Below are 25,970 nucleotides of genomic sequence, written 5' to 3' on the forward strand. Positions count from 1 at the left end.
TGGTCGGCGCCTGGGGAGAGTGTGCGGCGGGCATATGCGTGCCCGGCGCGCACACGGTGTGTGAAACGGAAGGGCCCGGCACTTTGTGGGTGCCGGGCCCGTCCGGATGTCGCGCTGCGTGATCGGCTCCGGGTCGCGCGCCGCCGGATCACACGAAGGGGGCGTGGTGTGCTCAGCCGTAGGTGTAGAAGCCCGAGCCGGTCTTGCGGCCGAGCCGGCCCGCCTCGACCATGCGCTGCAGCAGCGGGGGAGCGGCGTACAGCGGCTCCTTGTACTCGGCGTACATCGAGTTGGCGATCGACACGACGGTGTCCAGGCCGATCAGGTCCGCGAGCTTCAGCGGGCCCATCGGGTGGGCGCAGCCCATCTCCATGCCGTTGTCGATGTCCTCGCGGCCGGCGATGCCCGACTCGAACATGCGGATCGCGGACAGCAGGTAGGGCACCAGCAGCGCGTTGACGATGAAGCCGGAGCGGTCCTGCGCACGGATCGTGTGCTTGCCGAGGATCTTCTCCGCGAAGATCTGGGCGCGGCTGAGCGTGCCCTCGGAGGTCGTCAGCGCCGGGACCAGCTCGACCAGCTTCTGCACCGGGGCCGGGTTGAAGAAGTGGATGCCCACGACATGGTCGGGCCGGGAGGTGGCGACCGCGAGCTTGACCAGCGGGATGGAGGACGTGTTGGACGCCAGGATCGCGTCCGGGCGGGTCACGACCTGGTCGAGCACCTGGAAGATCTCCATCTTCACCTGCTCGTTCTCCACGACCGCCTCGATCGTGAGGTCGCGGTCGGCGAACTCGCCGAGATCGGTGGTGAAGCTGAGGCGCGCCTGGGTCGCGTCCCGCTCCTCCTCGCTGATCTTGCCGCGCTCGGCGGCCTTGGCCAGGGAGTTGAACAGCCGGGTACGGCCGATCTCCAGGGCCTCGCCGTTGGTCTCGGCGACCTTCACGTCCAGACCGGCGCGCGCACACACCTCGGCGATCCCCGCGCCCATCTGGCCGCAGCCCACGACTCCGACGCGCTCGATGTCGGTCACATCGTCCCCTTCGCTGATCCACGGGCACTCACAGGGCCTCCGGGTTCGGACGCCTGCTCCGATCGTGCACGTTACCGCGAAGTATCGATGATCGATCGGCGGGGTGCGGCATCCTGAACTCCCGGTGACGATCCGTGACCGAGCGGATCCATGACGTAGGGGGTTGAGGCGATGGGACGACTGACCAGGCGGGCGTTCGCGGCGGCCGCGCTGTCGACGCTGGCGCTCGGCGCGACGCCGGCGCGGGGCCACGGCCGGGCCGCCGCCGAGCTGCGCGGCGTCTGGCTGGCGACCGTGGAGAACCGCGACTGGCCCTCGCAGCCGGGGCTGAGCGCGGCCGAGCAGCGCGCGGAGCTGCTCGGCCACCTGGACACGGCGGTGCGGCGGCGGCTGAACACGGTGATCTTCCAGGTGCGGCCGACGGCCGACGCGCTGTGGCCCTCGCCGTACGAGCCGTGGTCGCAGTACCTGACCGGCACCCAGGGCAAGGATCCCGGCTGGGACCCGCTCGGCACAGCCGTCGCCGAGGCGCACGCACGCGGCCTGCAGCTGCACGCCTGGTTCAACCCCTACCGCGTCGCCAACCACGACGACCCGAGCCGCCTCGTCGCCACGCACCCGGCCCGCCGGCATCCCGACTGGGTGGTGAGCTACGGCGGCCGGCTCTACTACAACCCCGGGCTGCCCGAGGTGCGCACCTTCGTCGAGGACGCCATGCTCGACGCGGTGCGCCGCTACCCCCTCGACGGGGTCCACTTCGACGACTACTTCTACCCCTACCCGGTGGCCGGCCAGACCTTCGACGACGACGAGGCCTACGACACCTACGGCGGCGGCCACCCGAGCCGGGCCGCCTGGCGCCGGCACAACATCGACAGCCTGATCCGCGAGATGGGCGCCCGCACCAAGGCGCTGCGCCCCACCACCCGGTTCGGGGTCAGCCCGTTCGGGGTGTGGCGCAACTCCTCCACCGACACCCGGGGCTCGGACACACGGGCCGGGGTGCAGTCCTACGACGACCTGTACGCGGACACCCGGACCTGGGTGCGCGAGCACTGGGTCGACTACCTGGTGCCGCAGCTGTACTGGAACATCGGCCTGGAAGCGGCCGACTACGCCACGCTGGTGCCCTGGTGGGCGCAGGTCGCGCAGGGCACGCCGACGCGGCTGTACGTGGGGGAGGCGCTGTACAAGGTGGGGGACCCCGCCCAGCCGGCGGCCTGGCAGGACCCGGCGGAGCTGTCCCGGCACCTGACGCTGGCGAAGAAGTACCCGCAGGTGTGCGGGCACGTCTTCTTCTCCGCCAAGGAGGTCGCCGCCGATCCGCTCGGGGCGATGTCACGGGTGGTCGCCGACCACTACGGGCAGCCGGCGAATCCCCCGCGCTGACCTACTGCATCTTCGGCATGTCCGGCATGCTCGACGCCCGGTGGCGGATCTCGGTGTCCGGGCCGGGCGAGCACACGCCCTCGTGGCCGTCGTCGAAGCGGACGCGGTAGGGCGGGTTGCCCTCCTGGCCCAGCACTTCCACGATCTCGCCGACCTTGTCGTGCTGACCGACCACCCTGCCGTGCTGGACAAGCTGGTCGCCCACGGTTGCTCGCATCAGTGGGGCCTCCTCACCATGTGCGGGAGCAGCGGCGCCGACGACACCAGTGTGGGCAGCGCCCGGTCCGACTGCAACCGGCTCGGCGGCGGCCGGCGCACGGCGGCGGCGCCCCCGCCGCCGCGGGCCGAAAATGCCGGGTGGGTGCCCGCGCGGGTCTGCGAGGATCCGGCCATGACCGACACCGACACCCCGCCGCTCGCCGACGGCTACGAGCTCTCCACCGATCCCGCCCGCCTCGACGTCGCCCGCGTCCACCACTGGCTGTCCACCGACGCCTACTGGGCGCTCGGCCGTCCGCGGGAGAAGCAGGAGAGCGCCATCGCGGGCTCGCTCAACTTCGGCGTCTACGACACGGCCTCGGGCGAGCAGGTGGCCTACGCCCGGGTCGTCACCGACCGGGCCACCTTCGCCTGGCTGTGCGACGTCTACGTCGACCGGTCGGTGCGCGGCAAGGGCATCGGCACCGCGCTGGTGGCCGCCGTACGCGAGCATCTGCGGCCGCTGGGGCTGCGGCGCCTGCTGCTCGCCACGCACGACGCGCACGGGGTGTACGAGAAGGCCGGTTTCGCGCCACTGGAGCGGCCGGACCAGTGGATGGCGCTGAGTTTCGGGTGAGACACCCTCGGTGACCCTCCGGTAACACCTCTTGACCAGGGGCCTTGCGCGGCTCACGATCCCGGCATGCCACTTCGGGTCACGTTCGTCGCGGCCGCCCGCAGCACTGCGCTGCTCGCGGAGCGTTTCCAGGACGACCGGCCGCTGGACCAGGCCGGCTGGGAGGAGGTGGGCCGCGTCGCGGGAGATCTGCTGCCGCTGGCCGCCGCCGAGCTGCGCTACTGCTCGCCGACCCCGCGCAGCCGTGCCACCGGCGACGCCCTCGGCTACGCCCCGCTGGTGCAGCTCGCGCTGCGGGACTGCGACATGGGCCGCTGGCGCGGGCTGACCCTCGGGGAGGCCATGGCCCGTGAGCCGGAGGCGGTGGACCGCTGGCTCGCCGACCCGCGCGTCACGCCCCACGGCGGGGAGTCCCTGGTGGCCTTCATCACCCGGGTCGGCGACTGGCTGGACACCCGGCCCGTCGAGGACGGCTGCCGGATCGTCGCCGTGGCCGAGCCGTCCGTGATCCGTGCCGCGCTGGTGTACGCCCTCAAGGCGCCGCCGTCGACGTACTGGAACCTCGACGTCCGCCCGCTGTCCACGACCACGGTGTCCGGCCGGTCGGGCCGCTGGAACCTGCGCTTCGACGCCGAGCCCGTGCGGTCCGCGCGCGTGTAGGACCGGGGACGGACCGACGCGCGGGGGAGAGGGAAAACCGGGATGCGCTGACATACGGCCCGGTCAGGTGCCGTCCGTCCGCGTGTAGTCCGTCGTGAGCAGCAGGTCCTTGGCGGGGCCCCGCACCCGCCACACCGTCCGCCAGTGCTGCGCGTCTCGGACGGTGAACTCGCCCCGGTAGAGATCGGCCGCGCACGGGTGGTCGGCGACATACCGCCCCGTGCCGAGATCCAGGTCGTGGAAGGGGCGGCCGTCCGCGAACCGCACGTCCGCGGTCCCCGGCGCCGCCCCCGGCAGGAACCGCAGCGTCCGTTCGGCGGGCCGCGCCACGCCCTGCCAGACGAACGTGCCGGACTCCAGGTGCAGCAGTCCGCCGCCGTCCAGGGCGTCGAAGTCGGTCGTCCCGGTGAACCGGCCCTCGTCACCGCTCGCCAGGTCCCGCACGGTCCGCTCGACCCGCCAGGTTCCGGCGAGATAGCCCAGCGTGTCCGGAACCGGCCAGAACTCACCCATCACGTCGTTCTCCGTGGTTGCTGCGCGACCCATTGACGCGTACCCGCCCCCTCTCTATCTTGCCGTTCGAAGTGCTGACCAATGTCCGGTATTTCGAACAACGCTCCTCCGGAGCGCAGAGCCGCGGAGTATCCATGTCACGCACCCGCCTCGGACTCGGTCTGAGCGCCACCGCCCTGCTGACCGCGACCGCCGTGCTGCCCGCCCCCGCGCACGCCGCCACCGTCGCCGACTACACGATCACCGTCGACCCCACCGCGCGGGGCGCGGCGATCGACGACACGATGTACGGCGTCTTCTTCGAGGACATCAACCGCGCCGCCGACGGCGGGCTGTACGCCGAACTCGTGCAGAACCGGTCCTTCGAGTACTCCACCGCCGACAACCGCTCCTACACCCCGCTCACCGCGTGGACCGTCGACGGCACCGCGCGGGTCATGGACGACGACGGCCGCCTGAACGACCGCAACCGCAGCTACCTGTCCCTCGGCGCCGGTTCGTCGGTCACCAACGCCGGCTACAACACCGGCATCCGCGTCGAGGCGGGCAAGACCTACGACTTCTCGGTGTGGGCCCGCGCCGCGGGCGGCACCACCCTCACCGTCGGCCTGCGGGACGCCGCCGGGCCGCTGGCGGCCACCCGCGAGGTCGCGGTCCGGGGCGGCTGGACCAAGTACACCGCCACCTTCACCGCACGCCGCACCAGCAGCTACGGCCGGCTCACCGTCGCCTCCTCGGCCGACGCCGCGCTCGACATGGTCTCGCTCTTCCCCCGCGACACCTACCGGCACGAGCCCAACGGGCTGCGCAAGGACCTCGCCGAGAAGATCGAGGCCCTGCACCCCGGCTTCGTCCGCTTCCCCGGCGGCTGCCTGGTCAACACCGGCTCCATGCAGGACTACAGCGCCGCCTCCGGCTGGCAGCGCGCCCGCGCCTACCAGTGGAAGGACACGATCGGCCCCGTCGAACAGCGCGCCACCAACGCCAACTTCTGGGGCTACAACCAGAGTTACGGCCTCGGCTACTACGAGTACTTCCGTCTCGCCGAGGACATCGGCGCCATGCCGCTGCCCGTGGTCCCGGCGCTGGTGACCGGCTGCGGCCAGAACAAGGCCGTCACCGACGACGCCCTGCTCGAACGGCACATCCAGGACACCCTCGACCTGATCGAGTTCGCCAACGGCCCGGCCACCTCCACCTGGGGCAAGGTACGCGCTGCCATGGGCCACCCGAAGCCCTTCCACCTCACCCACATCGAGGTCGGCAACGAGGAGAACCTGCCGGACGAGTTCTTCGCCCGCTTCCAGCGGTTCCGCGCCGCGATCCAGGCGAAGTACCCGGACGTGAAGGTCATCTCCAACTCCGGCCCCGACGACAGCGGCACCACCTTCGACACCGCCTGGAAGCTGAACCGCGAGGCCGGCGTCGACCTGGTCGACGAGCACTACTACAACAGCCCGCAGTGGTTCCTGCAGAACAACGACCGCTACGACTCCTACGACCGAAGCGGCCCCAAGGTCTTCCTCGGCGAGTACGCCTCCCAGGGCAACGCCTGGAGCAACGCCCTGTCCGAGGCCGCGTACATGACCGGCCTGGAGCGCAACGCCGACGTCGTCAAGCTCGCCTCCTACGCCCCGCTGTTCGCCAACGAGGACTACGTCCAGTGGCGGCCCGACCTGGTGTGGTTCAACAACCACGCGTCCTGGGGCTCGGCCAACTACGAGGTCCAGAAGCTGTTCATGAACAACACCGGCGACCGGGTCGTCCCGTCCCGGGCGTCCGGCACGCCGAGCGTGAGCGGGCCGATCACCGGCGCCATCGGCCTGTCGACCTGGGCGACCAGCGCGGCGTACGACGACGTGTCGGTCACCGCGGCCGACGGCACCGCCCTGTTCGGGGACGACTTCTCCGCCGGCGCCTCGCGCTGGACCCACACCGGCGGCGGCAGCTGGAGCGTCCAGGACGGCCAGTACGTGCAGACGGACGCCACGGCCGAGAACACCATGGTCCAGGCCGGCGACCCCGCCTGGCACGACTACGACCTGCACGTGAAGGCCACCAAGAAGTCCGGCAAGGAGGGCTTCCTCGTCGCCTTCGGCGTCAAGGACACCGGCAACTACTACTGGTGGAACCTCGGCGGCTGGAACAACACCCAGTCCGCCGTCGAGCAGGCCGCCGACGGCGGCAAGAGCACGCTGCTCGCCAAGGCCGGATCGATCGAGACGGGCCGCGCCTACGACATCGACATCAAGGTGCGCGGGCGCCAGGTCACCCTCTTCCTGGACGGGCAGCAGTGGGGCAGCTTCACCGACGACAAGCCGGCCGAGCCGTTCCGCCAGGTCGTCACCCGGGACCAGGCCACCGGTGAGCTGATCGTGAAGGTGGTCAACGCCCAGGACACCGCGGCCCGCACCGCGATCGACCTGGGCGGCGCGAAGGTCGCCTCCCGCGCCACGGCGACGACGCTGGCCGCCGCCGCGGACGCCGTCAACAGCGAGACGAACACACCGGTCACCCCGGTGACGTCGACCGTGACGGGGGTCGCCCCGAGGTTCACCTACACCTTTCCCGCGAACTCGGTCACCTTCCTGCGGATCAGGCAGAGGTAGCCGGGGGCTCCTTTCCGGCGGGGGTCTTTCAGGCAGGGGTGGCCGGGGGCTCCTGCGAGGACTCCTGCGGGGGCTGCTGTCCGACGGGCAGCAGCCCCCGTTCCGCGAACACCTTCTTCGCGACGAACGTGGCGTTCAGGGCCCGGGGGAAGCCGCAGTACCCGGCGGAGTGCAGCAGCGCCTCCACGATCTGCTCGGGGGTGAGGCCGACGTTCAGGGCCGCGTTGACGTGCACCTCCAGCTGCGGTTCGCAGCCGCCGAGGGCGGTCAGCATGCCGAGGGTGACCAGCTGGCGGTCGCGCGGGGCCAGCTGCGGGCGGGCGTAGATCTCGCCGAAGCCCCAGGCGACGACCTGGTGCCCCAGCTCGGGGCTGATGTCGGCGAGGGAGTCGACGACCCGCTGCCCGGCCTCCCCGTCGATCCTCTTGAGGACCTCCAGGCCCTGGGCGTAACGCTCGTCACGGGTGGTGCTCTGCTGGTCGGTCATGTGGGGAACGGTAGAAGCTGGAGCGCACTCCACCACAAGCCCCGCCACGCGAGACCACGGATCGCCCCGCGCGGCCCCCCTCGCCGCCCGTCCGCATAGTGATTCATGGCGTTGCATAAACGTGCAGCGCTGCGTATAGTCATGCCATCCACGAGGAGGATTCCATGGCAGTACGCGCGGCGGTCGCCGGAGCGAGCGGATACGCAGGCGGGGAGCTGCTGCGCCTGCTCCTGGCCCATCCCGAGGTCGAGATCGGTGCCCTCACCGGCAACTCCAACGCCGGCCAGAAGCTGGGCGCCCTGCAGCCGCACCTGCTGCCGCTGGCCGACCGCACTCTCGCCGAGACCGGCGCCGAAACCCTCGCCGGCCACGACGTCGTCTTCCTCGCGCTGCCGCACGGCCAGTCCGCCGCCGTCGCCGAGCAGCTCGGCCCGGACGTGCTCGTCGTCGACATGGGCGCCGACTTCCGGCTGAAGGACGCCGCCGACTGGGAGACGTTCTACGGCTCCCCGCACGCCGGCACCTGGCCCTACGGCCTCCCCGAACTTCCGGGTGGCCGCGCCGCGCTGGAGGGGTCCAAGCGCATCGCGGTCCCCGGTTGCTACCCCACCGCCGTCTCCCTCGCTCTCTTCCCGGCCTACGCCGCCCAGCTCGCCGAGCCCGAGGCCGTGATCGTCGCCGCCTCCGGCACCTCCGGCGCGGGCAAGGCCCCCAAGCCGCACCTGCTGGGCAGCGAGGTCATGGGCTCCATGTCGCCGTACGGCGTCGGCGGCGTCCACCGGCACACCCCCGAGATGATCCAGAACCTCAGCGCGGCCGCCGGGGAGCGGGTGAGCATCTCCTTCACGCCGACCCTCGCGCCGATGCCCCGCGGCATCCTCGCCACCTGCAGCGCGAAGGCCCGCCCGGGCGTCACCGCGGACTCCGTCCGCGCCGCCTACGCCAAGGCCTACGCCGACGAGCCCTTCGTGCACCTGCTGCCCGAGGGCCAGTGGCCGGCGACCGCGTCCGTCCACGGTTCCAACGCCGTCCAGGTCCAGGTCGCCCACGACGAGGCCGCCGGGCGGATCATCGCGATCAGCGCCATCGACAACCTGACCAAGGGCACCGCCGGCGGTGCCGTCCAGAGCATGAACATCGCCCTCGGTCTCGACGAGAGCACCGGGCTGACGACGATCGGAGTTGCGCCGTGAGCGACGCGCGTGCAGCCACCGGCCCGCAGACGACCATGATGCCCGCACCTCTGCGCTGCACGGGCGGAGAAGCGAACGAGGAGACACAGTGAGTGTGACGGCAGCGAAGGGATTCACGGCGGCGGGCATCGCCGCCGGGATCAAGGAGAACGGCAACCCCGACCTGGCCCTCGTGGTCAACACCGGCCCCCGCCGCGCCGCCGCCGGCGTCTTCACCTCCAACCGCGTCAAGGCCGCTCCCGTGCTGTGGTCGGAGCAGGTCCTCAAGAGCGGGCAGCTCACGGCCGTCGTCCTGAACTCCGGCGGCGCCAACGCCTGCACCGGACCCAAGGGCTTCCAGGACACCCACGCCACCGCGGAGAAGGTGGCGGAGGTGCTGAACATCGGCGCCGGCGAGGTCGCCGTCTGCTCCACCGGCCTCATCGGCACCCTGCTGCCCATGGACAAGGTCCTGCCCGGCGTCGAGTCCGCCGCCGCCCAGCTCTCCGAGCACGGCGGAGAGAAGGCCGCCATCGCCATCAAGACCACCGACACCGTCCACAAGACGTCCGTCGTGACGAAGGACGGCTGGACCGTCGGCGGCATGGCCAAGGGCGCCGGCATGCTCGCCCCGGGCCTCGCCACCATGCTCGTCGTGATCACCACCGACGCCGACCTCGACAGCGAGACGCTGGACAAGGCCCTGCGCGCCGCCACCAAGGTCACCTTCGACCGGGTCGACTCCGACGGCTGCATGTCCACCAACGACACCGTGCTGCTGCTCGCCTCCGGCGCCTCCGGTCTCACCCCGGAGTACGCCGACTTCGCCGAGGCCGTCCGCACGGTCTGCGACGACCTCGGCCGGCAGCTCATCGGCGATGCCGAGGGCGCCAGCAAGGACATCAAGGTCGAGGTGGTCAATGCCGCGACCGAGGACGACGCCGTCGAGGTCGGGCGCTCCATCGCCCGCAACAACCTCCTCAAGTGCGCCGTCCACGGCGAGGACCCCAACTGGGGCCGTGTGCTCTCCGCGATCGGCACGACGAAGGCCGCCTTCGAGCCGGATCGACTCAACGTCGCCATCAACGGCGTCTGGGTCTGCAAGAACGGCTCGGTCGGCGAGGACCGCGAGAAGGTCGACATGCGCTACCGCGAGGTGCACATCGTCGCCGACCTCGCCGCCGGCTCCGAGACCGCCACCATCTGGACCAACGACCTCACCGCCGACTACGTCCACGAGAACAGCGCCTACTCCTCATGACACCCACCCGCAAGCACACCGCGCTGCCCAAGGCGCAGATCCTCATCGAGGCGCTGCCCTGGCTGACCCGGCACAACGGCAAGACCGTCGTCATCAAGTTCGGCGGCAACGCCATGGTCGACGAGGAATTGAAGGCCGCCTTCGCCCAGGACGTGGTCTTCCTCCACCACGCCGGCCTCAAGCCGGTCGTCGTGCACGGCGGCGGCCCGCAGATCAGCGCCGCCCTCGACCGGCACGGCATCGTCAGCGAGTTCAAGGCCGGCCTGCGCGTCACCACCGAGGACGCCATGGACGTCGTACGGATGGTGCTCGCCGGGCAGGTGCAGCGCGAACTGGTCGGGCTGCTCAACCAGCACGGCCCGCTCGCCGTCGGCCTGACCGGCGAGGACGCCCACACCATCACCGCCACCAAGCACACCCCCGAGATCGACGGCGAGCAGGTCGACATCGGCCGTGTCGGCGAGATCACCGACATCGACACCGGCGCGATCGAGGCGCTGCTCGCCGACGGCCGCATCCCGGTCGTCTCCTCGATCGCCCGCTCCCAGGACGACGGGCACGTCTACAACGTCAACGCCGACACCGCGGCCGCGGCCCTCGCCGCCGCCCTCGGCGCCGAGACCCTCATGGTCCTCACCGACGTCGAGGGCCTCTACGAGGACTGGCCGAACTCGGACGAGGTGATCAGCCGCCTCACCGCTTCCCAACTGGAGAAGCTGCTGCCGGAGCTCAGCTCCGGCATGGTCCCGAAGATGGAGGGCTGCCTGCACGCCGTGCGCAACGGCGTGACGACCGCCCGCGTCATCGACGGCCGGGTCCAGCACTCGATCCTGCTGGAGATCTTCACCGACGAGGGCATCGGCACGATGGTCGTGCCCGACGCAGACACCGAGGGGGAGTCATGAGCAACGAGGAACTGACCGCGCGGTGGCAGAGCGCGCTCATGAACAACTACGGCACCCCCCGTCTGCCCCTGGTGCGCGGCGCGGGCAGCACGGTGTGGGACGCCGACGGCCGCGACTACCTCGACTTCGTCGGCGGCATCGCCACCAACGCCCTCGGCCACGCCCATCCCGCGATCGTCGAGGCGGTCAGCCGGCAGATCGGCTCCCTCGGCCACATCTCCAACTTCTTCCTGGCCGAGCCCACGGTCGCCCTCGCCGAGCGGCTGCTGCAGCTCTTCGGGCGCGAGGGCCGCGTCTTCTTCTGCAACTCCGGCGCCGAGGCCAACGAGGCCGCCTTCAAGATCGGCCGGCTCACCGGACGCACCCACATGGTCGCCACCACCGGCGGCTTCCACGGCCGCACCATGGGCGCCCTCGCCCTCACCGGCCAGCCCGCCAAGCAGGACCCCTTCCGGCCGCTGCCCGGCGACGTCACCCACGTGCCGTACGGCGACGCGCAGGCCCTCGCCGCGGCCGTGACCGAAGAGACCGCCCTCGTCGTCCTCGAACCCATCCAGGGCGAGAACGGCGTGGTCGTCCCGCCCGCCGGCTATCTGAAGGCCGCCCGCGCGATCACCGCGGCGACCGGTGCGCTGCTGGTCCTGGACGAGGTGCAGACCGGTATCGGCCGCACCGGCGACTGGTTCGCCTACCAGGCCCACGAGGGCGTCCTGCCCGACGTCGTCACCCTCGCCAAGCAGCTCGGCGGCGGCCTGCCGCTCGGCGCGACCGTCGCCTTCGGGCGCGCCGCGGACCTGCTCGCGCCCGGCCACCACGGCACCACCTTCGGCGGCAACCCGGTCGCCTGCGCCGCCGGCCTCGCCGTCCTCGACACGATCGCGAACGAGGGCCTGCTGGAGAACGTCAAACGGCAGGGCGAGAAGCTGCGCACCGGAATCGAGGCCCTCGGCCACCCCATGATCGGTCATGTCCGGGGCGCGGGGCTTCTCCTGGGTATCGTGCTCACCGGACCGCACGCGCAACAGGTGCAGCAGGCGGCCCAGGAGGCCGGGTTCCTGGTGAACGCGCCCGCCCCCGACGTCGTACGGCTGATGCCGGCGCTGAATCTGGGCGACGACGAGGTGGAGGCGTTCCTCGGGGCGCTGCCCGGCATCCTCGCGCAGGTCGACGGGGACGGACGAGCCGGAGAATGAGACGACGATGAGCCAGGCGCAGGACCACGGGAACGGGATCGCCGGACCTGCCGTGCCGCAGACGCGCACCGCACGCCACCGCCGGATCGTGGACATCCTCAACCGGCAACCGGTGCGATCGCAGAGCCAGTTGGCGAAGCTGCTCGCGGACGACGGGCTGAGCGTCACCCAGGCGACGCTCTCCCGCGACCTCGACGAGCTGAACGCGGTGAAGATCCGCAACACCGACGGCGACCTCATCTACGCGGTGCCCAGCGAGGGCGGCTTCCGCACCCCGCGCGCCCCGCTCGGGGAGTCGGCGAAGGAAGAGCGGATGCGGCGGCTGTCGCAGGAACTGCTGATCTCCGCGGAGGCCTCCGCGAACCTCGTGGTGCTGCGCACCCCGCCCGGGGCGGCGCAGTTCCTGGCGTCGGCGATCGACCAGGCCGAACTGCACGACATCCTCGGCACCATCGCCGGCGACGACACGCTGCTGCTGATCAGCCGGGACCCCACGGGCGGGCAGGCGCTCGCCGACCATCTGCTGCGACTCGCACAAAACGGTCACTGACCGGGCAATCCGACGGGGCCCCTCATCCGTATAGAGGGGTATGTCGGCTGTGCAGTTTCCCGTGGGGCGCCTCCCGGACGACGCGCTGTTGTCCGGGCTGGCCACCGGGGACCCGGAACTGGCGGTCGGTTTCGTCCGCAGGTTCCAGCACCGGGTCTTCGGGGTCGCCCTGGCCGTCACCCGGGACGAGCGGCTGGCGGAGGACGTCGCCCAGCAGACGTTCGAGCGTGCCTGGCGGCACGCGCAGATCTACGACTCGCGCCGCGGCTCGGTCACCACATGGCTGACGACCATCGCGCACAACCTCGCCATCGACGCCGTCCGGGCGCGGCGCAGTGAACCGGTGGCCCCCGAGGACCTCGACGTCCTGCTCGGCGCCGTCACCGAGACGCCCGAGCAGTGGGCGCTCGCCGACGAGGCGTCCGCCCAGCTGAGGGCCGCCGTGGCCCGGCTGCCGCGGGGCCAGGCCCGCGCCCTGGTACTGGCCGGCGTCTACGGGATGACCGCGCAGCAGGTCGCCGAGGCCGAACGGATCCCGCTGGGCACCGCCAAGACGCGGATCAGGGCGGCGATGGCGAAGCTCCGCACCACCCTGGCGGCGAAGCGAGGCGACCATGGCCGGTGACCTGACCTGCGAGCAGGTGCGGGAGCTCAGCGCCGAGCTGGCGCTCGGGGTGCTGGCCGGCCGCGAGCGTGCCCGGGCGATCGCCCATCTCGACCGGTGCGCCGACTGCCGGGAGCACGTCCGGCAGCTCACCCTGGTCGGCGACCGCCTGATCGGCCTGCTCCCCGACCGCGAACCGCCGGTCGGCTTCGAGACCCGTGTGGCGCGCCGCCTGGCCCACCAGGTCACGGCCGCGCAGGGGCCGGGACCGGTCCGGGCCACGGGAGCCGCGCGCCTCGGCTTCGGGGGCCGCGCCCGCCGGCGACGGCTGCGGACGGCAGCGGTCGCGACCGCCCTCACCGTCGCCGCCGGCTTCGCCGGCTGGGGCGTCGGCACCGCCGTCGAGGCGGCCACCGCCCCGCCCGCGCCGGCCGTCCGCTCCGAGCCCATGCTCGTCGGGTCCATGACCGCGGCCGGGCACCGCGTCGGCGAGGTCTACGCCCACCCGGGCAGCCCCGGCTGGGTCTTCGTCTCCCTGCGCCTGCCGGCCGGGGCCGGGTACACCGGCAAGGTCACCTGCGTCCTGCAGCGCGAGGACGGCACGACCGTCGTGGTCGGCGACTTCCACCTGCGCGACGGCCGCGCCGAGTGGGGCGCCGCCGTCCACGGCGGCGGCCTGTCCACGCTCTCCGACGCCCGGCTGACCTCTTCCGACGGCAGGGTCCTCGCCACGGCCGAGCTGCACACCGGCCGGGTGCTCACCCCGAGCGGGTCCGAGCCGTCCTGGGAGACGTGACCCTTCCGTAGGGAGGCAGACAGGGGCGGGGTCCGGTCAGTCGCCGGGCAAGGTCGCCTCCAAGGCCGCCGCCAGTGCGCCGACCGTGGGCCGGGCGGCGGGGTCGGGGTGCAGACAGGCGTCGACGGCGGCGGCCAGCGGCGGTGGCAGACGCCGCCGCGACCGTATCGGCGGCGCGGTCCTTGCCGCGCGCACCGCCTCGTCGACCCCGCCGCCGGTGGGGCCGTCGTCTCCGTCCGTGCTCCGCCCGCACGGGAACGGCACCTGCCCGCAGGCCACCTCGTACAGCGTGACGCCCACGCCCCAGACGTCGGCGGCCGGGGTGAGCGGACCGCCTCGGGCCTGCTCGGGGGAGAGATAGCAGCAGGTGCCGAGGCCCGCCGGCGCCGGTCCCGCGGGCCGCGCGACGCTCAGATCGAGCACCTTCACATGCCCGCGGTCCACCACCACGTTGGCCGGCTTCAGGTCCAGGTGCAGCAGCCCCCGGCCGTGCAGGTAGTGCACCGCCGAGCACAGCTGCACCCCGAGCAGCGCCAGGTCGGAGGCGGCCGGGCGGCGCCGCAGCCGGTCCACCAGATGGGACAGCGTCTCACCGGTGACGGTCTCCAGAACGACGAGCGGCTGCGGCCGGGTGAAGGCGGCGTAGCCCCGCACCAGGTGCGGGTGGGTGAACTCCCGCAGCCACCGGCCCTCCCGCAGCAGCCGGGCGGTGAGCCGCCCCTCGCCGCGGCGGTCCGGCCGCACCGTCTTGATCACACAGCGGCAGGCCCTCTCCTCGCTCCACGCGTCGTACACGTCGAGCCAGCCGGTGCGGGTCAGATGCGCCAGGATCTCGTAGCCCGGGGCGGGCCGGGCACCGGGCGGCAGGGGCGGGGAGGGTGCAGGCAGGGGCTCAGGGGCCTTCGGCGGGGCCGGGAGGATGGTCATGACAGCACTCCGTCCGCGGTGAGCCGGTGGAGCCGGGTGTACGTCCCGCGCCGGCCGAGCAGCTCCTCATGGGCGCCGTGTTCCACGACCCGGCCGTGGTCGAGCACCACGATGCGCGTGGCGTCCCGCACGGTGAGCAGGTTGTGGGAGATGACGATCGTGGTCCGCCCGGCCATGAGCCGGCGCAGCGGCTCCATGATCCGCAGGCCGGAGCGGGTGTCCAGCCCGGTGGTCGGCTCGTCGAGCAGCAGCACCGGCGCGTCCCTGATCATCGCGCGGGCGATCGCCAGCCGCTGGCGCTGACCGCCGGACAGGGTCCGCCCGCGCTGGCCGACCATCGTGTCGTAGCCCTCCGGCAGCCGTTCGATGAACTCGTGCGCGTCCGCCGCGCGCGCCGCCGCGACGATGTCCGCGTCCGTCGCGCCGGGCCGGCCGTAGGCGATGTTGTCCCGGACGGTGCCGTGCAGGACGAGCGTTTCCTGGAGCACCACCGCGACGCTCTCGCGTACGTCGGTCAGGGCCAGGTCGCGCAGGTCCGTGCCGTCGAGCCGGACCGCTCCCCGGTCGGGGTCGTAGAAGCGCAACTGCAGTTTCGCGACCGTGGACTTGCCGGCGCCGCTCGCCCCCACCAGCGCCAGCGTCTCGCCGGGCGCGACATGGAAGGAGACGTCCCACAGCGCGAAGGAGGAGGCTCCGGGATAGCGGAATCCGACGCCGTCGAACTCCACGGCGCCGCGTGCGCGGTGGATCCGGCGGGGGTGCGGGGCCTCGGTGACCTGCGGCCGCTGGTCGAGCAGTTCGATGATGCGCTCGGCCGAGGCGGACGCCGCGTAGAAGGTGGTGCCGAGACGGGACAGGCCGCGCACCGGGCCGTACAGCTTGCCGATCAGCGCCAGGAACACCAGCAGGCCGCCGAGCGTGAGCCGGCCCTGGGTCAGCTGCCAGGTGCCCAGGCCCATCACGGCGAGGCCGCCGGCCACTTCGATGGCCTCCACGACGGGGCCGTAGACGGCGCGGATGCGGGCCGAGGCCATCGCCGCGCGGAACCGGCCGAGGCTCTCCTGCTCGAAGCGGCGCTCCTCCCACCCCTGCCGGTTGTACGCCTGCACCAGGGCGACGTTGCCGAGCGACTCCTCGGCGATCGCGCTGACCGAACCGCTCAGCCGCCGGCGCTCGCGGGAGGCCTGTTTGACCAGCCGGGAGAAGTGCCGGGCGGCGGCCCAGAACAGCGGCACGATGACCAGGGCCAGCAGGGTCAGGTCCCAGCGCAGGCAGAACAGCAGGGCGAGGAAGACACCCATGCGCACCACGTAGTAGAGGGCGTCGGCCACCCCGGACAGCAGGAACGTCTCCACGGCGTCGACGTCTCCCGTGACCCGCGCCAGCACGTCCCCGAGCCGGCGGCGTTCGAAGAAGCCGAGGGACAGCCCCTGGACGTGCCGGAACACATCGGAGCGCAGCGTGAGCAGGAAGCGTTCGCCGACCCAGGTGGAGGTCACGTCGTCGGCGAAGCCGAGCACGCCGGAGCACACGACGAGCCCCAGGTAGGCGGGCGCGATCCACAGGAAGGGGTGCAGGTCGCGGGGGACGAGCACATCGTCCACGACGCTCTTGAAGAGCCAGATCTCCGCGGCGTCGACGGCGGGACCGGCCAGGCTGAAGACGGCGAGCGGTACGAGCCAGCGCCGGCCGCCCCGGGTGTAGGGCCAGAACCGGCGGAACACCTCGCGCGGCGGGACGGGGGGCGCGGCCGCGACCACGGTGTCGGGGGACTCGGCCACGGAGAGCAGACGCCGCAGGAGATGCGCCATGGCGTGGATTCCTCGGGGTCCGGCCGAGCGGACCGGGTCCAGAGGGGACCGGTCCGCTCGGCTCTCGGGTGCGCTCAGTAACCGCGGTGGCCGTGGCCGCTGCCGTGGTCGTGGCGGTGGGAGTCGCCGTGACCGCTGGTCTGGCGGCGGTGCCCGTGCCTGGTCGTGTCGTGGCGCGAGGTGTCCTTGCCGTTGCCGCGGTGCTTGGCGGGCATGAGATGACGGAAGATGGCCATGGTGTCCCTCCTGGAAACCCGTGGAACTCGGTCCACAAGGGATACGTCCCGGCCCCGCTTTCGGATGGCTCCCGGCGCAGAAATCCCGAAACACCTTCGCTGCGGCGCGGTGGCCGGCCGTGGGGTGGGGCCGGCCGGCGTCGGCCTCCGGCGTGGCGGGTCGGTGAGCGTGCCGGCGTCGGCCTCGGGCGTGGCCGGGCGGTGAGCGTGCCGGCGTCGGCGCGGCAGCACGGAGGTCGGATCGGCCCGGGCCGTGGGACGCCTTCATCGTCGCCCCCGTCGTCACCCCCCCGCGACCCCCGTCGTCAGCCCAGTCGTTCCGCCAATCCGCTTGTGCAGCGGACCTCGTCTCCTGCCGTGATGAGCAGGGCCTCCACCTCCGGCAGGGACTCCAGCCAGGGCAGGGCCGCCGTCGAGCCCATCGCGAAGGCCGCCGTGGCCCAGCAGTCGGCCCAGGTGAGGGAGGGGGCGGTGACCGTCACCGCGACGAGGTCCGTGACCGCCGGGCGGCGGGTGCGGGGGTCGATGATGTGCGTGCCGCGCTCCGCCGTGCCGGAGGTGGCGACCGCCAGCCGGTCCGTGCCCGCCGCGGAGATCACCGCGGCCAGGCCGCCGGGGCGCATCGGGTCCGCGATGCCGACCCGCCAGGGCCGCTGCGGGCCCGGGGTGCCGTACATCTGCACGTCCCCGCCGCCGTTGACGCTCACCCCACTGGCCCCGGCCAGCGCCAGGACCCGCGCGGCGCGTTCGGCCGCCCAGCCCTTGACCACGCCGGTCGGGTCGAGCCGGCCGCCGTAGCGGGGGCTGAACCAGCCGTCGCTGACCAGTTCCGCCTGCGCCGCGAGCTCCAGCACCTCGGCGACCTCCGGGTCGCAGGCGCCGACGGTCAGCTCCCCGCGCGCCAGCCGGGAGAGCTGGCTGTCGTCGCGGTAGGTGCTGAACACCGCGTCGGCGCGGTGCAGCCCGGCGACCGCCTCGTCGAGCGCGGCCCGCACGGCGTCGGGGTCCCCGCCGCGGACGTCGAAGGAGAAGACCGTCCCCATGACCTCCTCCACCCGGCGCTCCGCGGCGGGAGTCTGTTCGGCCACCGGGTCAGCCACCCGCCTGGTCCAGGGCGGACTGGAGGGACTGCCGGTAGCCCTCGCTGGTGTAGGTGGCGCCGGAGACCGCGTCGATGGCGGCGCTGCCCGCCGCGACCGCCTCCTGGTCGAGCTTCGGCACGGCCATCGCCGTCTTCTGGTCGCTGAGGCCGCCCTTGGGCGCCTGCACGGCCTCCGCCCGGGTGATCCGGCCGCCGCTCACCGTGATCCGCACCTGGACCGGCCCGTACTGCGTCCGCGCCACCGTGCCGGTGACGGTCCGCGCCCCCTGCGCGGGAGCCGAGGGCGGCGTGGCCGCCGGTCCCTTCGCCGCGCCGAGCTTGTCCAGCGCCGACTGCAGCGACTGCTTGTACCCGGCGCTCGTGTACGTCGCCCCGGACACCGCGTCGATGTCCGCGCCGCCCGCCGCGACCGCCTCCTGGTTCAGCTTCGGCACGGCCATCGCCGTGACCTCGTCGCTGTGGCCGCCCTTGGGCGCCTGCACCGCCTCCGCCCGGGTGATCCGGCCGCCGGCGACGGTGAGGCGGACCTGCACGGTGCCGTACTGGGTGCGGGCCGCGTCCCCGGTGACCGTGCCCGAGGCGGCGGCCGCGCTGCCGCCCTGCGCGGACTGCCGGGCCGCCCCGGGCGGCGGTGCGACGGCGCCGGCCTCGGCCGAGGCCGGGTCGGAGGCGGGCTTGAGCGTCAGCAGCAGGACGACACCGGAGACGGTGGCGGCGGTGGCCAGCACGGCACGCCGTACGGGGTGACTCTTCCTCATCGGTTCGCGGCTCCCGCTCACATCTCGAACGACTCGTGGTGGATACGCCGGGCGGGGACCCCCGCGCCGCGCAGCGCCTCGTACACGGACTGGGCGAACCCGGGCGGGCCGCACAGGAAGACGTCGTGGTGGTCGACGTCCGGGATCTTGCGGCGCAGCGACTCGGGGGAGATGTCGGGGCGTTCGCCGTCCGGGCTGTTCACGGCGTACATCAGGCGTGCCCCGCGCTCGTCGGCGATCTTCGCGAGTTCGTCCCACAGCGCGAGGTCCTGGGTGCTGTTGGCCCGATACAGCAGCGTGATGTCCCCGGCCGCGCCGGGCAGCGTCTCGAACAGGGCCCGCATCGGGGTGATGCCGACACCGCCGGCGACCAGCAGCACCTTGCCGCGGCTGCGCCGCTGGGCGGTCAGCGCGCCGTAGGGCCCCTCCGCCCACACCCGGGTGCCCGGCGTCAGGTCGCGCAGCCGGGAGCTGTGGTCGCCGATCGCCTTCACGGTGATCCGCAGCATGCCGGGGCGGGGCGCCGCCGACAGCGAGTACGGGTGCGAGCTGAACCGCATGCCCGGCGCGAGGAACCGCCAGCGGAAGAACTGCCCGGCCTCCGCGCCCATCCGGTGCAGCTTGGTGCCGCCGATCAGGACCGACACGATGCCGGGCGTCTCCTCGACGACCGCCTCCACCCGCATGCGGTGCCGCAGGTTCAGGCGGAGGGGGGTGAGGATGCGGTACCACAGCACCAGCGCGGTGACCGTGCCGTACAGCCCGTACCAGAAGGTCTTCGCGGCGGGTTCGACGGCGAAGTCGTTGCCGGTGCTGATCTGGTGCCAGAACGTCAGGAACACGGCTGCGTACGTCAGCAGATGGACGTGGTACCAGGTGTCGTAGCCGAGCCGGCGGCGGACGCCGCCGACGGACAGCAGCCCGATGACGAGCAGCAGTCCGGTGCCGATCGCGGCTTTGCCCATGTCGGGCAGCTGGGTGACCGAGTCGACGGTCTGCCGCACGATGTCCGTGACCGACCGGCCCGCCTGCAGCGCGTACCCCCACATGATCAGCACGATGTGGGCGAGCACCAGGCAGAGCGTGTAGCGGCCGCTCATCGCGTGCCAGCGGGCCACCCGGTCGGAGCCCACCCGGCGCTCCAGCGCGGGCACCCGGGCCATCTGCAGCACGACCAGGGCCATCAGATAGCCCGCCAGCAGCCCGGTGATCCGGCCCGCGCCCAGGATCCGGCCGGTGTCGTCCGCGATGGACGGCGTGTTGCGCCACCACAGCCACAGCACCGCCGCCGCGCCCGCGGCCACGGCGAACAGCAGGACGGCGGCAGGGGAGCGGCGCGGCCGGATGCGGCGCATCGTCTGGCGGCGGGCGGCACGGCCGCCGGCGAGCGTGGTGCTCACGGTTCCTCCGGGGGGACGGGACCCTTGGCCCACACATACGTGCCGCCCCACGGGAGTGTTCAGAGCCCCGCCGAGTCCAGCGCGGACTGCAGCGACTGCTTGTAGCCGTCGCTGGTGTAGGTGGCGCCGGACACGGAGTCGATGTTCGCGCTCTGCGCGTCCAGTGCCTCACGCCGCAGTTGGGGGATGGCGTAGCTGTTGATCTCCTGGTCGTGGGGGTTCTCCGTCGGGTAGGCGACCGCGGTGACGTCGGTCAGCTTGCCGTCCGTGACGGTGACGCGCACCTGCACGGGGCCCCAACGGGTGTCCACCGAGTCGCCGGTGACGGACTTCGTGCCCGTGGTGGTGCCGGAACCGCCGGAGCCACCCGAGCCGGCTGTACTTCCGCTGCCGCCCGAGCCGCCGGGCGTGGCGGGCGAACTGACCACCGCCTTGGGGGAGGTGGTGGCCAGGGCCGGGCTCGCGTGCGGCTTCAGCGACAGCAGCAGCACCATCCCGGAGACCGTGGCGGCGCTCGCCAGCACGATCCGGCGCAGCGGGCGGTTCTTGTTCAGCGCGTGCACGTAAGGGCCCTCACAGCTCGAACGACTCGTGGTGGATACGCCGGTCCGGCACCCCGGCGGCGCGCAGCTCCCGGTACAGGTCCTGGGCGAAGCCGTGCGGCCCGCACAGGTACACGTCGTGGGAGGCGAGGTCGGGGAAGGCGGCGCGCAGCGCCGCGGCGGACAGGTCGGGGCGCTCGCCGTGCGGGCCGTTGAGCGCGTACCGCACCCGCGCCCCGCGCCAGCGCGCGAGCGCCTCCAGTTCGCCGCCCAGCGCCAGGTCCTCGGCCCGGCGCGCCCGGTAGAGCAGGGTCACCTCGCCCGGCAGCGTCTCGAACAGGGCGCGCAACGGGGTGATGCCGACGCCGCCCGCGATCAGCAGCGACTTCGCCGCCGTGCCCCGGTCCGCGGTCAGCGCGCCGTACGGCCCCTCCGCCCACACCCGGGTGCCGGGCCGCAGTCGTGCCACGGCCGCGCTGTGGCCGCCGAGCGCCTTCACCGTGATCCGCATCCGCTCCGCGCGTGGCGGCGCCGACAGGGAGTACGGCGTCGACGTCCACGCCAGGCCCGGGGCGAGGAACCGCCACCGGAAGAACTGCCCCGGCCGCGCCCCGAGTTCGTCCAGCCGCCGCCCCCGTACGACGACCGAGTACACGCCCGGCGCCTCGGGCTGCACGGACTCCACGCGCAGCCGGTGGCGGGCGTTGAGCCGCCACGGGGTCAGCAGACGGAACCACACCACCAGGGCCGCGGCCCCCAGGTACAGGGCGTACCAGAAGGCGGTCGCGACCGGCTTGCCGTGGAAGTCGTTGCCGAGGGTCAGCTGGTGGCCGAAGGCCAGGAACACGGCGGCGTAGGTCAGCAGGTGCACGTAGTACCAGAACTCGTAGCCGGTGCGGCGCCGCACCGCCCGCGCCGAGGTGACGCCCACCGCGAGCAGGATCACCGTCCCGGCGGTGGCCTTCAGCATGTCCGGGTAGTCCAGGACCACCGTCACCGCCTCGTGCAGGAGCGAGGCGCGGTCCTGCGCCGCGTACCCCAGGAGGATCAGCACGACGTGCGCGAGCAGCAGGCAGATCGTGTACCGGCCGGCCATGGCGTGCCAGCGGGCCACCCGGTCCGAGCCGATCCGCCGCTCCAGCAGCGGCACCCGGGCCATCAGCGCGACCAGCACCGCGCAGGCGTACCCGCACAGCAGCCCGGCGATCCGCCCGGCCCCGGTCAGCCAGCCCGCCGCGCCGACCACCGACGCGGTGTCCGACCACCACAGCGCGATCACCGCCGCGGCCCCCGCCCACAGCGCGGCCAGCACCCCGGCCGCGGGGGAGGGCCGGGCGGGCGGCGCCGCGTGCGGGGCGACCCGCCGCTCGTCCACCGTCGTCATCCGTCGATTCCTTTCGCCAGTCCGGGGCGCGTACCGTGCGGAATGCGCCCCCGTGCGGGGCGTACGCCTCAGCAGTGAGCGCCCCCTTTCGGGGCGCGCGCTCGCTCGCAGCGCGCCCCCGTCCGGTACGCCACTGTGCGGGGCGAACCTCTGAGGACCCTCTGAAACGGGGACCTCAGCGCGCACTCAAAGGAAACTCAGAGCCGCCCGGGACACCCGGCGCCCGCGCGAGGGGCGATCCTGGAGACAGCCATGAACACCACCACCCGCTCCGGCCGCCCCGCCCTCACCCGACCCGACGGCACGCCCCTGCGCGTCCTCGTCGTCGACGACGACCCCGACCTCGCCGAGGTGCTCTCCGGCGCCCTGCGCTACGAGGGCTGGCAGATCCGCACGGCCGGGGACGGCGCGGCCGCGCTGGCCGCCGCCCGCGACCTGCTGCCCGACGCGGTCGTCCTGGACGTGATGCTCCCCGACACCGACGGCTTCGCCGTGCTGCGCGGCCTGCGCGAGGTGCGCCCGGACGTGTGCGTGCTGTTCCTCACCGCGCGCGACGCCGTGGAGGACCGCATCGCCGGCATCACCGCCGGCGGGGACGACTACGTCACCAAACCGTTCAGCCTGGAGGAGGTCGTCGCCCGGCTGCGCGGCCTGCTGCGCCGCGCCGGCATGGCCCGCCAGAGCGAGGAGGGCGACCAGCTCGTCGTGGGCGACCTAGTCATGGACGAGGAGGCCCGCGAGGTCACCCGCGCCGGCGAGCTGATCGAGCTGTCCCCGACCGAGTTCGAGCTGCTGCGCTTCCTCATGCGCAACCCGCGCCGGGTGCTCAGCAAGGCCCAGATCCTCGACCGGGTGTGGTCCTACGACTTCGGCGGCCGCGCCCATGTCGTGGAGCTGTACATCTCCTACCTGCGCAAGAAGGTCGACGCGGGCCGGGAGCCGATGATCCACACCGTGCGCGGCGCGGGGTACGTGCTCAAGCCGGTGACCTCGTGAGCCGGCGGCCGCGGGTGCCCTGGCCGCGGACGCTGCGGGCCCGCCTCACCGCCGGGCTGGTGGTGCTGCTGGCGATCAGCTGCGCCGCGGTCGGCGTGGCCGCGGTGATCGAGCTGAACGGCTTCCTCACCCGCCGCGTCGACCAGCAGCTCACCGACGTCGGCAGCCGCTTCCCGGCCAGCCTGGAGCACGCCGGGCAGAAACCGGACGACCACGACGGCGACGAGCACGGCGACACCCGCCGCCAGGCCACCGGCACCTTCGGCGCCCGCCTGGTGAACGGCACGGTCGTCAACGCGGCGGTGGTCCGCCCCGGCGACGCCACGACGGACCTGGGCGTGCCCCTCTCGGCCCGCGACCGGCAGAAGCTGGCCGCCGTACCCGCCGACGGACGCGGCCACAGCGTCCACCTGTCCGCGCTGGACGACTACCGGGTCGTGGCGAGCCCCGGCCGTGACGGCGACGTGCTGATCACCGGGCTGCCGCTGGAGCCCGTGGAGGCCGCCGTGCACCGGCTGGAGGCGGTCGCCGCGATCGTCTTCGGCGTCGCCCTCGCCGCGACCGGCGTGGCCGGGGCGCTGTGGGTGCGCTGGTCGCTGCGCCCGCTCAGCCGGGTCGCGGCCACCGCCACCCGGGTCAGCGAACTGCCGCTGGCCAGCGGCGAGGTCGCGCTGCCGCCGCGGGCGCCGGAAGCCGACCCGCGCGGCGAGGTGGGGCGCGTCGCCGCCGCCTTCAACCGCATGCTCGGCCACGTCGAGGACGCGCTGACCAAACGCCACGCCAGTGAGGAACGGCTGCGCCGCTTCGCCGCCGACGCCAGCCACGAGCTGCGCACGCCCGTCGCCTCGGTGCGCGGGCACGCCGAGCTCGCACTGCTCCACCCCGGTCCCGTCCCGCCCGAGGTCACCCGCGCGCTGGAGCGCATCGCCGCCGAGTCGTCCCGCATGGGCGAGATGGTCGACGAGATGCTGCTGCTGGCCCGCCTGGACGCGGGGCGCCCGCTGGAGAGCCGCCCGGTCGACCTCACCCGGCTGGTGCTGGACGCGGTGACCGACGCGCGGGCCGCCGGACCGGGCCACCGCTGGGCCCTCGACCTGCCGGAGGAGCCGGTGACGGTCACGGGCGACGCCCACCGGCTGCAGCAGGTGGTGGCCAACCTGCTGGCCAACGCCCGCGGCCACACGCCCGCCGGTACGAAGGTCACGGTGTCCCTGTCGGCGGACGGCCCGGACGCGGTCCTCACGGTCCACGACGACGGCCCCGGCATCCCCGCCGCCATCCAGCCGGACGTCTTCGAACGCTTCACCCGCGCCGACCACCGCCGCACGAACGCCCCCGGCGGCGGCGCGGGCCTCGGCCTGTCGATCGTCGCGGCGGTGGTGCGGGCACACGGGGGAGGCGTGGAGGTGGAGAGCAGGCCGGGTTCGACGACGTTCACGGTGCGTGTGCCCACCGAAAGGCGCGCGGGGAACAACCGCGCACGGCACCCTCAGTAACGTGTCACCGCCGTGGCGCCGTCCACCGTCCCCACGGCGATGTGCGGCTTCCGGGACGGCACGGCCCAGCGCAGGATCTTCCGCATCGTGGCCTCCGGTACCGACACACATCCCGCCGTGGCCCCACGCCCGTGGACATGCAGGAAGATGCCGGCGCCGCGCCCCCGCACCGGCGCCCGGTAGTTGAACCCGACGACGAGCGCGTAGGCGTACTGCGTCCGGTACGCCACCAGGTGCTCGGACTCGGCGGCCCGGCAGTCGGACGCCAACGGCTCGCTCCACCGGTTGTAGGAACGGGAGTCGTTGTCCTGGCACCACCAGGAGTCCTGCCGCACCGGCCGGTACGGCATCCGCGTGCCGCTCGGCGCCGCCTTGACCCCGAAGGCGAAGGGCAGGTCGTACAACCCGGTGGGCGTGGTGTTCGTGCCCTGGCGCCGCTCGGCGCCCTCGACGAGCCCTTTCGCCCCGAACCGCGCGGGCGCCGAGCCGACCCGCGCCCACCGCCCGCCGCGCCGTTCCCACCAGGTGACCGTGCCCCTCGTCGAGCCGGTGTCAGGCGCCTGGGCGACGATCAGCTGCGTGCCGCCGCCGGTGTCCCGCATCCGCTCGGGCAGCGGCGCCTCGCCGCCGGGGGCGGCACCGAGGGCGAGCAGCGAGGCACAGGACAGGGCGACGGCGACGGCACGGGGGCGCATGGCTCAGACCGTAGACGGGGGCAGCGGCAGCGGCAGCCCGGGCAGTCCGTCCAGGCTGGTCGCGATGTGCTCCTTCTTGGTGAAGTACGCGTTCAGCGAGGCGTCGTCCTCCCGGGCGAAGCGCTTGGCGTGCAGGTCGCGCTCGGCGTCGTAGGACAGGAACGGGACCGCGTAGCCGCAGGTGTCGCGGACCAGTTCGGCGTGCACGACGATGACCGCGCGCAGGCCGTGCGGGGCGGGGTCGATGCCGGGGAAGTGCGTGAGCAGCTCGGGGAAGCGGGGGTCGTCGCGGAAGACCGGCTCGCCCCGGCCGTGCACGCGCACGATGTTCGGCGGGCCCTGGAAGGCGCACCACATCAGGGTGATCCGGCCGTTCTCCCGCAGATGGGCGATGGTCTCGGCGTTGGACCCGGCGAAGTCCAGGTAGGCCACGGTGTGCTCGTCGAGCACGGCGAAGGAGCCCTTGAGCCCCTTGGGGGAGAGGTTGATCGTGCCGTCCTCGCCGAGCGGGGCGGTCGCGGTGAAGAAGAGGGGTTGCTCCTCGATGAACGTGCGGAGCCTGCCGTCGATGCGCTCATAAGTCTTTCCCATGTCTAACGATTATCGACCAGGATCG

Annotated in this window: 27 protein-coding genes; 13 read left to right on the forward strand and 14 right to left on the reverse strand. The window is 73.1% G+C overall.

Going from position 1 to position 25,970, the window contains the following annotated elements:
- Window positions 1-172 precede the first annotated feature (172 nt).
- Window positions 173-1,033, reverse strand: coding sequence for a 3-hydroxybutyryl-CoA dehydrogenase (locus tag ACF1AL_RS13725; protein WP_366838869.1), 861 nt, complete (start codon window positions 1,031-1,033; stop codon window positions 173-175).
- A 171-nt stretch (window positions 1,034-1,204) separates the two neighbouring features.
- On the opposite strand from ACF1AL_RS13725, the gene ACF1AL_RS13730 reads away from it, so the two are divergent.
- A complete protein-coding gene (locus ACF1AL_RS13730) occupies window positions 1,205-2,422 on the forward strand; it encodes a glycoside hydrolase family 10 protein (protein ID WP_391825980.1) in 1,218 nt (405 codons plus the stop codon).
- Between the two features lies 1 nt (window position 2,423).
- On the opposite strand, the gene ACF1AL_RS13735 is transcribed toward ACF1AL_RS13730, so the two are convergent.
- Window positions 2,424-2,639: a DUF1918 domain-containing protein gene (locus ACF1AL_RS13735; RefSeq protein WP_366838867.1), complete on the reverse strand. Its 216-nt coding sequence runs from the start codon at window positions 2,637-2,639 to the stop codon at window positions 2,424-2,426.
- Window positions 2,640-2,813: 174 nt separating this feature from the next.
- On the opposite strand from ACF1AL_RS13735, the gene ACF1AL_RS13740 reads away from it, so the two are divergent.
- Window positions 2,814-3,257 carry a GNAT family N-acetyltransferase gene (locus ACF1AL_RS13740; protein ID WP_366838866.1) on the forward strand — a complete coding sequence of 148 codons (444 nt, stop codon included), beginning with the start codon at window positions 2,814-2,816 and terminating at the stop codon, window positions 3,255-3,257.
- Between the two features lie 66 nt (window positions 3,258-3,323).
- Complete coding sequence (locus ACF1AL_RS13745; protein WP_391825981.1) at window positions 3,324-3,917, forward strand: histidine phosphatase family protein; 594 nt, start codon at window positions 3,324-3,326, stop codon at window positions 3,915-3,917.
- A 63-nt stretch (window positions 3,918-3,980) separates the two neighbouring features.
- Here the strand turns inward: ACF1AL_RS13745 and ACF1AL_RS13750 are convergent, their stop codons facing one another.
- Window positions 3,981-4,430, reverse strand: a complete 450-nt coding sequence (locus tag ACF1AL_RS13750) for a DUF6314 family protein (protein ID WP_391705567.1) — start codon at window positions 4,428-4,430, stop codon at window positions 3,981-3,983.
- 134 nt (window positions 4,431-4,564) lie between these two features.
- On the opposite strand from ACF1AL_RS13750, the gene ACF1AL_RS13755 reads away from it, so the two are divergent.
- The gene (locus tag ACF1AL_RS13755; protein WP_391825982.1) at window positions 4,565-7,039 is read left to right on the forward strand and encodes an alpha-L-arabinofuranosidase C-terminal domain-containing protein; all 2,475 of its coding nucleotides are present in this window, start codon (window positions 4,565-4,567) and stop codon (window positions 7,037-7,039) included.
- Window positions 7,040-7,067: 28 nt separating this feature from the next.
- Here ACF1AL_RS13755 and ACF1AL_RS13760 read toward each other — a convergent pair whose 3' ends face one another.
- Window positions 7,068-7,526: a carboxymuconolactone decarboxylase family protein gene (locus ACF1AL_RS13760; protein ID WP_366838863.1), complete on the reverse strand. Its 459-nt coding sequence runs from the start codon at window positions 7,524-7,526 to the stop codon at window positions 7,068-7,070.
- 164 nt (window positions 7,527-7,690) lie between these two features.
- On the opposite strand from ACF1AL_RS13760, the gene argC reads away from it, so the two are divergent.
- From argC to ACF1AL_RS13795, 7 genes are all read left to right on the forward strand, one after another.
- Window positions 7,691-8,719 (forward strand): N-acetyl-gamma-glutamyl-phosphate reductase, encoded by a 1,029-nt coding sequence (gene argC / locus ACF1AL_RS13765; protein ID WP_391821566.1) that lies wholly within the window; start codon window positions 7,691-7,693, stop codon window positions 8,717-8,719.
- Between the two features lie 88 nt (window positions 8,720-8,807).
- Complete coding sequence (argJ, locus tag ACF1AL_RS13770; RefSeq protein WP_391825983.1) at window positions 8,808-9,959, forward strand: bifunctional glutamate N-acetyltransferase/amino-acid acetyltransferase ArgJ; 1,152 nt, start codon at window positions 8,808-8,810, stop codon at window positions 9,957-9,959.
- On the forward strand, window positions 9,956-10,864 hold the full coding sequence (argB, locus tag ACF1AL_RS13775) for an acetylglutamate kinase (RefSeq protein ID WP_366838860.1): 909 nt from the start codon (window positions 9,956-9,958) through the stop codon (window positions 10,862-10,864). Before argJ ends, argB begins: the two co-directional genes overlap by 4 nt.
- On the forward strand, window positions 10,861-12,057 hold the full coding sequence (locus ACF1AL_RS13780) for an acetylornithine transaminase (protein WP_391780249.1): 1,197 nt from the start codon (window positions 10,861-10,863) through the stop codon (window positions 12,055-12,057). Before argB ends, ACF1AL_RS13780 begins: the two co-directional genes overlap by 4 nt.
- 7 nt (window positions 12,058-12,064) lie before the next feature.
- On the forward strand, window positions 12,065-12,607 hold the full coding sequence (locus ACF1AL_RS13785; RefSeq protein ID WP_391657746.1) for an arginine repressor: 543 nt from the start codon (window positions 12,065-12,067) through the stop codon (window positions 12,605-12,607).
- Between the two features lie 40 nt (window positions 12,608-12,647).
- Window positions 12,648-13,232: a sigma-70 family RNA polymerase sigma factor gene (locus tag ACF1AL_RS13790; protein WP_366838857.1), complete on the forward strand. Its 585-nt coding sequence runs from the start codon at window positions 12,648-12,650 to the stop codon at window positions 13,230-13,232.
- Complete coding sequence (locus ACF1AL_RS13795; protein WP_391825984.1) at window positions 13,222-14,007, forward strand: zf-HC2 domain-containing protein; 786 nt, start codon at window positions 13,222-13,224, stop codon at window positions 14,005-14,007. Before ACF1AL_RS13790 ends, ACF1AL_RS13795 begins: the two co-directional genes overlap by 11 nt.
- 36 nt (window positions 14,008-14,043) lie before the next feature.
- Here the strand turns inward: ACF1AL_RS13795 and ACF1AL_RS13800 are convergent, their stop codons facing one another.
- The 8 genes from ACF1AL_RS13800 to ACF1AL_RS13835 form a co-directional block, all read right to left on the reverse strand.
- Window positions 14,044-14,934, reverse strand: coding sequence for a serine/threonine-protein kinase (locus tag ACF1AL_RS13800; protein ID WP_391825985.1), 891 nt, complete (start codon window positions 14,932-14,934; stop codon window positions 14,044-14,046).
- On the reverse strand, window positions 14,931-16,745 hold the full coding sequence (locus ACF1AL_RS13805) for an ABC transporter ATP-binding protein (RefSeq protein ID WP_391825986.1): 1,815 nt from the start codon (window positions 16,743-16,745) through the stop codon (window positions 14,931-14,933). The genes ACF1AL_RS13800 and ACF1AL_RS13805 overlap by 4 nt, the downstream gene beginning before the upstream one ends.
- A 74-nt stretch (window positions 16,746-16,819) precedes the next feature.
- On the reverse strand, window positions 16,820-16,981 hold the full coding sequence (locus ACF1AL_RS13810; protein WP_366838853.1) for a hypothetical protein: 162 nt from the start codon (window positions 16,979-16,981) through the stop codon (window positions 16,820-16,822).
- A 305-nt stretch (window positions 16,982-17,286) separates the two neighbouring features.
- Entirely contained in the window at window positions 17,287-18,024 is a 738-nt protein-coding gene (locus tag ACF1AL_RS13815; protein ID WP_391780276.1) for an FAD:protein FMN transferase, read from the reverse strand.
- Between the two features lie 49 nt (window positions 18,025-18,073).
- Entirely contained in the window at window positions 18,074-18,841 is a 768-nt protein-coding gene (locus tag ACF1AL_RS13820; protein WP_391780245.1) for an FMN-binding protein, read from the reverse strand.
- A gap of 17 nt (window positions 18,842-18,858) precedes the next feature.
- A complete protein-coding gene (locus tag ACF1AL_RS13825; RefSeq protein WP_366838851.1) occupies window positions 18,859-20,241 on the reverse strand; it encodes a ferredoxin reductase family protein in 1,383 nt (460 codons plus the stop codon).
- A gap of 59 nt (window positions 20,242-20,300) precedes the next feature.
- Window positions 20,301-20,804 (reverse strand): FMN-binding protein, encoded by a 504-nt coding sequence (locus tag ACF1AL_RS13830; RefSeq protein WP_366838850.1) that lies wholly within the window; start codon window positions 20,802-20,804, stop codon window positions 20,301-20,303.
- Between the two features lie 10 nt (window positions 20,805-20,814).
- Window positions 20,815-22,167: a ferric reductase-like transmembrane domain-containing protein gene (locus ACF1AL_RS13835; protein ID WP_386586139.1), complete on the reverse strand. Its 1,353-nt coding sequence runs from the start codon at window positions 22,165-22,167 to the stop codon at window positions 20,815-20,817.
- Window positions 22,168-22,419: 252 nt separating this feature from the next.
- Between ACF1AL_RS13835 and ACF1AL_RS13840 the strand changes: the two genes are divergently transcribed.
- Window positions 22,420-23,163 (forward strand): response regulator transcription factor, encoded by a 744-nt coding sequence (locus tag ACF1AL_RS13840; RefSeq protein ID WP_366838848.1) that lies wholly within the window; start codon window positions 22,420-22,422, stop codon window positions 23,161-23,163.
- On the forward strand, window positions 23,160-24,659 hold the full coding sequence (locus ACF1AL_RS13845; RefSeq protein ID WP_391825987.1) for a sensor histidine kinase: 1,500 nt from the start codon (window positions 23,160-23,162) through the stop codon (window positions 24,657-24,659). Before ACF1AL_RS13840 ends, ACF1AL_RS13845 begins: the two co-directional genes overlap by 4 nt.
- Here the strand turns inward: ACF1AL_RS13845 and ACF1AL_RS13850 are convergent.
- Window positions 24,653-25,354 carry a L,D-transpeptidase gene (locus ACF1AL_RS13850; RefSeq protein WP_391825988.1) on the reverse strand — a complete coding sequence of 234 codons (702 nt, stop codon included), beginning with the start codon at window positions 25,352-25,354 and terminating at the stop codon, window positions 24,653-24,655. The two genes, ACF1AL_RS13845 and ACF1AL_RS13850, sit on opposite strands and share 7 nt — an antisense overlap.
- 3 nt (window positions 25,355-25,357) lie before the next feature.
- Window positions 25,358-25,945, reverse strand: a complete 588-nt coding sequence (locus tag ACF1AL_RS13855; protein ID WP_366838845.1) for a pyridoxamine 5'-phosphate oxidase family protein — start codon at window positions 25,943-25,945, stop codon at window positions 25,358-25,360.
- Between the last annotated feature and the right edge of the window lie 25 nt (window positions 25,946-25,970).

Origin of the sequence: Streptomyces sp. NPDC014801 (assembly GCF_043082085.1) — a bacterium.
Lineage (GTDB): Bacteria > Actinomycetota > Actinomycetes > Streptomycetales > Streptomycetaceae > Streptomyces.